A 4,512-nucleotide genomic window follows, 5' to 3' on the forward strand; every position below is an offset into this window, starting at 1 on the left:
ATTAAACTCCCTGCTTACGAGCCTTGAACTTCAAAAAAAAGACGTCCCTAGGACACCCTTTTTCAAAAAAACTAAAAAGTTAAAAATACTTCCTACCACTATATTTAATCAACCAATGTAATGATCATCCCCGCTTTTAAAGCCATCCCCCATCTACTCTTAAGAAAACCCATTCCCCATTCTTATATCTTGTCTCAAACACTTTAATTTTCTCGTTAAGATAAATAAGCTCTATATCTTCAATATGAAACGTTCGGCGGATAAACGTTTCGTGTTCATTTTCCATTTCCCAATGACGTTTCACAAAATTTAAGGCTTCTTCAGAAGATAGATTATGTTCAGTATGCTCAATTAGTTTGAGCGCATCGAAATTACTCCATTCCATATATTCATCTCCTGTTCTCTCAACTCTTATAATAAATTGAAGATATTGCTTGAATGTCCTCTACCACATAAATGTTGCCTGTAATACTAGTCCCAGGTTCAATCATAGTCCCTAAAGAATCTGAAACATAGGGATAGAAAGTTACGGACCCACCTGTCTTATTAAATATAGAAAAATCATTATACTCTACAAATAAAGTAGACTTGGAATGATTCTTAATTTCAATTTCAATTTTAGTTACATGTTCAGGTGGAGTTCGTTCAAATGAATCCCTTGAACGATAACTACTAATTTTCTTTAACGTAATCCGACATTCATTAGATTGATATAAGACGGCATAATCGCGTAAAAACTTCTTTCGCTGTTTAAACTCACTCCACCATTTCATCGTATATCTTCCTCACTCATTAAAAGTCCCATTGCATAGTTTCCTTTAATTCAGGATCAGTATAAACAACTTTGGAAACGTCTTCTTTGTTGATAATAAAATAAATTGTTCCTTCAACACTCTCTTCTTTATCAATCGTCTGCCCTAAACTATCTGCATATCCGTAAGCTTCAACCTTTTTGCCTTCTTTATTAAATACTTCAAAATCGAACATTCCGATCCCAATTTCATATTCTGCTAAATTCTTTACTTTTACTTTAAAACCTGTTACATGCTCAGGAGGCTCCACTTCCGCTGGATCCCGCTCGGTATATTCAAACATTTCCGTCAACTGAATCTCTACAATATCATTAGACTTTGGTTGGTCATCAATCCCATTAGAGCCACAGGCTATCAATGAGACTGTCAGCAATAATAAAAGTGATAAAAGTGTTATTTTTCTTTGCATTTTCTTCTCCTTTTACTGGTTAAAAAAATCAATTGACTAAATAATTATGTTTCATTTCCCAAATAAAACATACTCTTAAACGAAACTTTACACATCAGTGACATTTCACATTTTTTCCATCCATACAGCACTCAAAAAAATAATGGATGCTGACACTAAACTTAACGCTATTAATAAAAGAAATATGATCAGTATCATATCTATCTCCTTTCAAAAACGAGACAGACGGAATCTTCCGTCTGTCCGTTCACATCCTAAACATAAAAATGCATTACTTTACTGTAATTTGTGTCGCAGGTGTTTCACGACCCGACTCCAAAATACCTACCACTTTAATTGTTTGACCTGCTTCCAAGCCGAAGTCTAATACATAAACTCGGAAAGCCCCGTTTTCAATCACACCACGGTTCACTGCAGTGCCATCAGGAAGGTAGACTCGCATCCGTTTAACATTAGTGTCAACTGTACCTGTAAGTTCTTTATCGCCAGTAGTGTAAGCATTGACTTTAGGTGGATTCGACTTCTCAGCGGCCACTACAATCGTTTGACCTTCTGCAAGAACGCGCCCAGCATCAGTTCGTGCTTTTACAGTAATGGTATCTCCAGCTTTTGCAGCTACGACTCCATTAATCAACATGCTACCGTAGAACGTTCCATCTGCTTCAACAGCACGTGTGCGGAGGAACTTACCGTTGACATAAATATCAACTTTATCTGCACGATCCGTAGTGACTCCATATAGTGTGTTATCACTTTCAACAAAAGTTTTGATTTCAACAGGTTTAGCCTGAACAATTGTTGTTGCTTCTTTACCTGCAACATCGTTTACACTGTAAGGAATTACCGTAATGACATCTCCAACTTTTGCAATCGGTGACCCATTCGCATACAAACTTCCATAGAATGAACCATCTGCTTCAACGTTACGTTTTCGCACTAATTCACCATTCACATAGATTCTTACATACGATGTTCCAGTAGTAGTTTGTCCTGTAATCCAGTTTTCACCTTCAACATACGTATCGAGTGTTGGTGCGCCTACCATGGCATCTGCTTTAACAATAATATCTTTTGCAGTTCCACGACGTCCTTTTTCATCAACTGGCACTACTGTCACTTTGTCTCCTTCTTTTAATGTATTAGAGACATGACCGTAGAATGAACCATCAGTTTCAACTGGTCTCCAACGAATCAACTGGTCATTTAGATAAATATAGACTCGGACTGTGTTCTTCGAAACAGTACCACGCGCATACAAATCTTTAGTCGTCATTTCATCGAATGTGAGAACTTGAATACTTGCAACCTCGGCATCATCAAGCTGTTTCTGCATGTCCTCGAGCTGGTTCGTGAGCTCTTCCTTCTGCGGACCTTCTGGGAGTGCGTCCACTTTCGCTTTCGCGTCGTCGATCGCCTTCTGGTCCGTTCCCGGCTTGATCACGCCTGATCCGTCCGCGAGGTCCTTCACCGCGTTCGATGCATCCAACAAGTCTTGCGCCACGTCCACGAGATTCGTCAACTCGTCCTTGAGGTCTCCCTCTGGGAGCGCGTCCACTTTCGCACGGGCATCATCGATCGCACCTTGGTCCGTCGTCGGCGCGAGTGCGTTGTGGTTCTCATCCGTGAACAAGTCGTCTACTGACTGTTGTGCAATAACTTCTAAACTTTCCATTGCTTCTGTTTCGCCAGTATGCGCCACCCGATAGTCACTAACGAGAAGAACATCAATGGTTGAACCTTCAGCAATCTGGAATGGTAGTGTATATTTGAACTGTCCGTTGCTGTCAGACTTCAGCACAAAACTTTTAGTAACACCATCTTTTTTATAGGTGATACGAATATCTGCTGAAGGTGTTGCTGTTCCTGCTACAACATTGGTACCTACACTAGCTTGTTTAACTTCCAATGTTTTTTCAGAACCTACAGAAAATACAGGATACCCTTGGCTACCGTCAGGGTTAGTAGTTCCATACAGACTCTTAGGTAACCAATTTGATTCATCACCCGTTGAAGATTTCAATGTCAGTCCATTATAAACTGCGGACATCTGAATTTTTCCTGTGCTCGACATTGCTTTAGAATAGTCTAACCCTGTACCGGCAGTGACGTTTGGAACTCCTCTCCAGTAGACGGCACTGTCAGCTACAATATTCATATTTCCTGTTATGTTACCAGATGGGGAAGAAAATGCGATAGCATTAAATCGTCCCGTACCTTTCAACACGAAGTTTTTAGGGTTATTAATGTTTAGTGTTGCATCATATTTATACAATTGGAGAGGTTGTGGACCATTAATTTCAACATCTGCGTTTTCATTAATATTGATAGTTCTTGAAACTGCCAACACACTAGCCGCGTTTGTCGATCCCCCAAGATCTTTGTCAGGGAATCCACCAACACGAACATATGCATTTTTGCCGATTGTGACGTCTCTCATCGGTTTGGTCTGTGCAGTCACAGATGACCCTTTCGAAACAAATGAAGCATTCTCATCGATTGTAATTGTACCTGTGTCAGAAACAGAAGTATTAAAAATGTTAGCCGAATAATGATTCAAGGTATGTTCGATGAAAAGGTCGGCTCCTGAATGTAGAATGAACTTTCCTGGATACGTGCCCGTCGAGCCTGTATACATGTAAAATGAAGTACGCCCGTTTGTAACCATATCCCAATCGCCACTAACCTCTAAAATTGAGCTTGATACAATTGCACGTGTATCACTAGATGAAGATTGCGTATCTACAACAGTACCATTTCCCATTAAATAAACACGCCCAAGTGGGTTATAAGCCAGAACACGTCCGTTCGATTGAATATTTTCAAATTTCAAAGAAACATCTTCAGCATTCGTTACCTTGAATGGTCCATTCACAGATGAAGAATTTAACTTCATATTCTTTAAGTGGTACACAGATGATCCAGAACGACTATCATTTACTACAAAACCTTTAGTTTCATATTCTCGCGTCGAGGTATTTTGATACGTCGCAAAATCAATAGTATTTCCGTTCCCATCAATAGTGATGTTCTTTTTAAGATATGGCATAACAATATCTTCAGTCACACTAAAACTCGAACCGATGTAAATTGTATCAATCCCATTATCTTCTGTGATAGCTTGTTTTAGTTCTTCAAAACTATAAACAATAATCTCGTTTGCCGCTGTAGTCTGTGTAACTTTAGCAGTTGATGCAAATGTATTCACTTTTTCAGCAGCAAATGTACTGCTGTAAGCCGGTGAAGAGAAAAACGGACTTGCAATAACTAGTGTTGTAGCCATTACATTAATAG

At 39.3% G+C, this 4,512-nt stretch carries 4 protein-coding genes; all 4 read right to left on the reverse strand.

Features of this window, described 5'->3' with window-relative positions; genetic code table 11:
• Positions 1–136: 136 nt before the first annotated feature.
• Positions 137–385, reverse strand: a complete 249-nt coding sequence (locus tag GVY43_RS15585) for a hypothetical protein (RefSeq protein ID WP_159563775.1) — start codon at positions 383–385, stop codon at positions 137–139.
• Positions 386–404: 19 nt separating this feature from the next.
• Positions 405–773 (reverse strand): DUF4352 domain-containing protein, encoded by a 369-nt coding sequence (locus GVY43_RS15590; RefSeq protein ID WP_159563776.1) that lies wholly within the window; start codon positions 771–773, stop codon positions 405–407.
• A 19-nt stretch (positions 774–792) separates the two neighbouring features.
• Entirely contained in the window at positions 793–1,221 is a 429-nt protein-coding gene (locus GVY43_RS15595) for a DUF4352 domain-containing protein (RefSeq protein ID WP_159563777.1), read from the reverse strand.
• Positions 1,222–1,492: 271 nt separating this feature from the next.
• The coding region (locus GVY43_RS15600; protein ID WP_159563778.1) for a toxin Cry1Ac domain D-VI-related protein at positions 1,493–4,512 on the reverse strand (3,020 nt) is incomplete at its 5' end.

Origin of the sequence: Exiguobacterium sp. 8H (assembly GCF_902506255.1) — a bacterium.
GTDB classification, from domain to species: domain Bacteria; phylum Bacillota; class Bacilli; order Exiguobacteriales; family Exiguobacteriaceae; genus Exiguobacterium; species Exiguobacterium profundum.

Bases quoted from the DNA above. Each gene is read 5' to 3' on its own strand.
- GVY43_RS15595 (WP_159563777.1), bottom strand. From the start codon at position 1,221: ATGCAAAGAAAAATAACACTTTTATCACTTTTATTATTGCTGACAGTC.
- GVY43_RS15590 (WP_159563776.1), bottom strand. From the start codon at position 773: ATGAAATGGTGGAGTGAGTTTAAACAGCGAAAGAAGTTTTTACGCGAT.
- GVY43_RS15585 (WP_159563775.1), bottom strand. From the start codon at position 385: ATGGAATGGAGTAATTTCGATGCGCTCAAACTAATTGAGCATACTGAA.